A 4,954-nucleotide genomic window follows, 5' to 3' on the forward strand; every position below is an offset into this window, starting at 1 on the left:
CACATTGAACCTTATGAAAACGGTCTGCGCGCGCGCATGCGGGTCGATGGTTTCTTGCAAAAAATCATGGATCGCTCCGACGTACCCGTGCGCCGCGTTGTATCGCGCCTCAAGGTAATGGCCGGCCTCGACATCGCTGAAACGCGCTTGCCGCAAGACGGGCGCATCCCCCTGTCGATGGGCGGGCGCATGATCGATACGCGTGTCAGCTCCCTACCGGGCAACTACGGCGAACGCATCGTGTTGCGAATTCTGGATCGCTCAACCGGCTTGATGAACCTGACCGACTTGGGTCTGTCAGACGTCCAGATCGATCTTCTTGAACGCCTGTCATCGTTTCCAAACGGGATCATCCTTGCCACGGGACCAACAGGCGCTGGCAAAACCACGACGCTTTACTCTCTCCTGAAACTCGCAGATCGGGACGAACGCAACATCGTCACCGTGGAAGACCCCATCGAATATGATCTTGCCGGCATTTCTCAATCGCAGATCAATGCTGAAATCGGCATGACCTTTGCGAACGGGTTGCGTGCGACCCTGCGCCAAGACCCCGATGTGATCCTCGTCGGCGAAATTCGAGACAGCGAAACGGGCAGCGTTGCCTCGCAAGCGGCTTTAACCGGCCACTTGGTATTTTCATCGCTGCACGCAAATTCGTCCATCGGCGCCGTCGTGCGTCTGAGGGATTTGGGACTTGATGATTTCTTGATTGCGGCCACCCTTCGCGGCGTCATCGCCCAGCGGCTTTTGCGCCGTTTATGCGATCAATGCTGCGAGGCCCACGCACCAAGCGCGGACGAAGCGAAACACTTCAAAAACCATTCAATCCCCGTTCCCAGAACGATCAATCGCGCCGTAGGCTGCGACACCTGTGGCGGGTCGGGCTATCAGGGCCGCGTCGGTATTTTCGAAATGATCGAAGTCGGGGAAGCGCTGAGAAACGCAATCGATTCTGGCGCCTCGGAGGCGGAAATGCGCGCCCTTACACTGCGCGACAGTGAAACATTGATCGGGCAGGGGCTCGATCAAGTTGCAAAGGGTCGCACCAGCCTGTCGGAAACTCTGCGCGTCGTTGGGGATGTCGCATGAAAACCTATGGCTACACCGCCTTTAACAGCGCTGGCAAAAAGCGCAGCGGCACAGTCATCGCAGAAACAGAAACCCATGCCTCGTCGATACTCAGTGAACAGGGCCTCTTCGTCTCTGAGATCTCAGTCAAAGCCAGCAAACCGAGCTTTGGTTTAACCGCCAATCGACGCTCCGCGCTTAACCCCGATTTACAAACCGTCTTCACCCGTCAAATGGCTGTGCTACTGGGTGCAGACATGCCCGCAGAAGCCGCGCTGGAAGCCGTGCGCCAAGACAGCCAAAGCGCGCTTGATGCGGTCGCCGCCAAAACACGGGCGCAACTGATGGACGGTGCGACCCTCTCTGATGCATTGGCGCTGTCAGGCGCGGGGTTTGCTCCATATTATATCGCATCTGTCCGCGCAGGCGAAACCGCCGGAGACCTCGCAGGGGTCTTTAGCGAATTGGCCGATCACCTAGAGGGCCAGCGTGAAGACAAAGCGCAAATATCCACAGCGCTCATTTACCCGGGCTTTGTCGCTGCAATTTCCCTCATGGTCTGCGCAATCTTAATGGTGAACGTCGCTCCTGAAATTGTCGCCATGTTCGAAATTTCAGATCGCCCCCTCCCGCAAATCACGCAGGTGATCCTCGGGATCAGCAATTGGATTCAAGCCAACATAGTCCCGCTGCTCGTCGTTTTCGCGGCCCTCTGCGCCATTTGGATCGCCGCCGCGACAGTGCCCGCCATGCGGCGCATACGTGACCGGCTGTTTTTACGCCTGCCTTTGGTTGGACGCTTCATGCGCCTCTCTGCGGCGGTACAATATCTGCGCACACTCGCGTTGGTGCTCGGCAGCAAGAACACTGTGCCAAGCGCCGTTGAAAACGCTTCTCAAGTTCTAAGCGTCGACTCCTTCCGCCAAGAAGGGGAGGCCGTCTCAGAAGCAATCCGTCAGGGTCAAACGCTCTCTCAAGCTTTGCAGAAACTGTCTATCGTTCCACCCGTCGCGCGTCAGCTCATCGCAGCGGGCGAAGTCTCTGTTCGCATCGCCAATATGACAGAGCGAAGCGCTGTCATGGTGGAAAACGGGCTGTCCACAGAACGCAAACGCATCGCTGCACTGTTAGAGCCCATGCTCATGATGGTCGTCGGCGCTTTTGTGCTGACAATTGTGTTGGCCGTGTTGCTGCCGATCTTTGACCTGCAATCGGTTGTCGCGGGCTAAAACTGCACCCCCCAAGCGCGTTCCAACGCGGTGCACGGCAAGATCCGCGCGCGCAGCGTAAATGAAGCGCTACATTTTCATGCAAACTGCCTTCGAAAAAAACCAATCTTCGCAATTTAAGCTGCCTAGGATTGCACCACTCAGCTTGATGTGCGATTTGCTTTTGATTACTGCGTAATTTTTGAGCAGTATCTTCGACTGGGTTGTGGGCTTGTTGGAGATCGTCGCTCAAGGTAAGAAAACCGCATTATGGCTTCCCTAGGTTGCCAGCAAAAAATTATACAAATCTGACCTGCTTGGTTGAGAAGGCAAAATGATAAAAAATATTTTCAGAAGATCTACACATATGGGATGCGTCGACGGATTGATCGACGGACACCTTTGTGGGTGGGCCCACAGTAACTCGGCGCCGTCCGCGGTCGAGGTCGATATTTGGATTGATCACAACAAGGTATTTGAGTCTGTTGTGTGTGACGAATTTCGACAAGATCTAAAAGATTCCAAGATTGGTACAGGGAACGCCGGATTTAGGCTCGAACTGCCGGTTGAACTCGTCGGCAATGACATTCCTGTTGAATTATTTATCGCCGGAGGCAAGACCCTCATCGCCTCTGCAAAAATTTCTATTATTCAAGAAGAACAAATGATTGAAACGCCAGAAACCCCGCTAGAGCCCCAAGAACCAATCAAAGTCGAAGAACCGGTTAAGATTGAAAAACCGGTTGAGACTAAGCCAAAGACCCCTGCTGCAAAGTCCAAACCAGCGCCCAAAAAGCCCGCTCCTAAACCTGCCGAATATAAAGGCCGTTTGGAAATTGCGAGCGCGAACGAAGTGCGCGGTTGGGTGGTTAACCTGAATGACAAAGGCTCGGTGTTTGATGTCGATGTCCTCGTCGGTGGCGTCTACTACGCGAGCGTTCGCAACGACACGGAACGTTCGGATTTGCGCCGCGTTGGTATGTCCAATGGCCGCGGCGGTGTCTCAGTGACGTTTCCAAAAGGCTTGTTTTCCGGCGGCACTGTCGAAGTTGCCCTGCGTTTGCCATCAGGCGAATTGCTCAACAAATCCGTAGAGAGCACGCAACCCGTTTCTCCGATTTGGCCCGCTAAAGCAAAACAGGAAACGCCAGTATCGATCGTCGTTCCGATCTATAACGCGCTCGAAGACGTAGAAATTTGCCTTGAGAACTTGCTCGCTTACACGACACAGGACGCACGCCTCATTCTCATCAATGATGCCAGCCCTGACCCAGAGATTGCCAAGCTGCTCAAGACCTATTCAAAGCACTCGAATATCGAAGTGCTGACCAACAAAAAGAACATGGGCTTCACGCGCACGGTCAATCGCGGGATCAAGGAAGCAGGCACAGATGATGTCATTTTCCTGAATTCAGATGCCCGAGTTACGCCAAAATGGCTTGAAGGTTTGCGCGCTGCGGTTGCCTCTGATCCACGCATTGCGACAGTTACACCATTGTCTGATCGCGCGGGCGCCTTTTCTGCCCCCAACATTGGCAACAACAACAAACTTCCTTTCGGTGTCACAGAACCCGAATATGCGCGCCTTGTGCGCCGTGAAAGCCTGCGGGTCTATCCAACTGTTCCGACAGGAAACGGATTTTGCATGTACGTGCGCCGTGCCTGTATTGATGAAGTCGGTCCTTTGGATGAAAAAGCCTTCCCACGCGGATACGGCGAAGAAAACGATTTCTGCATGCGCGCCCGTGCATTGGGATGGCGCAACATTATTGATGATGCGACTTACGTCTATCATGAACGCTCCAAGAGCTTTGGCAGTGACAAAACCGAGCTTATGGAAGCGGGTCGCACTGTCGTGGATGAACGCCACCCAGACTACAAACACGCGATCAAGGTTTATGGCCAAGGATCACAAGTTCTGCTGAGCCGCTACCGCGCGCGCAGAGCAATGCACCGCTGCATTGATGACCAAAGCGCATCACGCTCCAGAGTTTTGTTCGTGACATCAACCGCGACTGGCGGCACGCCACAAACCAACCTGGATCTCATGCGCGCCCTTAGCGGCGATTGGGATGCGTGGATGTTGCGCTGCGATTCTCACCAACTCATCCTGTCTCGCCTTGTGGATGGCGTGTTGAAACCGGTCAAAAGCCATACGCTCGAAGAACCGGTGAGCCCGACGATTCATACGTCCTTTGAATATGACAACGTCGTCAGCACTTGGTTGGCTGAAAACGATTTCGATCTGGTCCACATTCGCCAGTTGATCTGGCACAGCATCAGCCTGCCGCGTATCGCGAAAGAAGCAGGCGCTGTCGTCATCAATTCCTTCCATGACTACTATACGATCTGCCCATCCACCAAAATGTTGGACGTAGACGGCAAGTTCCATGAAAGCGTATGCGAGCACCCTAAAGGCTTCGAAGTCAGCGATCTTTGGCCAGCGGGCAGCTTGCCTAACCTGACAGAAGACTGGATGAGCATCTGGAGAAAACGGTTCACAGATGCGCTTGAAATCTGCGACGCCTTTGTGACCACATCCCCAAGCGCACGTGATCGCATCGCACAGTTCATGCCGAAAGAAATGGCAGACAAATTCGTTGTGATTCCACACGGCAGAGATTTCCAGCGCTTCCATCAGAGTTCTCAGTGGCCTGACCCTGACGAAAAGTTCC

Annotated in this window: 3 protein-coding genes; all 3 read left to right on the forward strand. The window is 54.1% G+C overall.

What is annotated here, in order from left to right; all coding sequences use genetic code 11:
- The coding region (locus tag ABJQ89_RS04320; RefSeq protein WP_348495036.1) for a GspE/PulE family protein at positions 1–1,092 on the forward strand (1,092 nt) is incomplete at its 5' end.
- Positions 1,089–2,300, forward strand: coding sequence for a type II secretion system F family protein (locus ABJQ89_RS04325; protein ID WP_348495037.1), 1,212 nt, complete (start codon positions 1,089–1,091; stop codon positions 2,298–2,300). The genes ABJQ89_RS04320 and ABJQ89_RS04325, both read left to right, overlap by 4 nt.
- A gap of 466 nt (positions 2,301–2,766) precedes the next feature.
- Positions 2,767–4,954 (forward strand): glycosyltransferase (locus ABJQ89_RS04330; protein WP_348495038.1); only part of this gene is annotated, 2,188 nt, incomplete at its 3' end.

This window comes from Planktotalea sp., assembly GCF_039984035.1.
GTDB lineage: Bacteria > Pseudomonadota > Alphaproteobacteria > Rhodobacterales > Rhodobacteraceae > Planktotalea.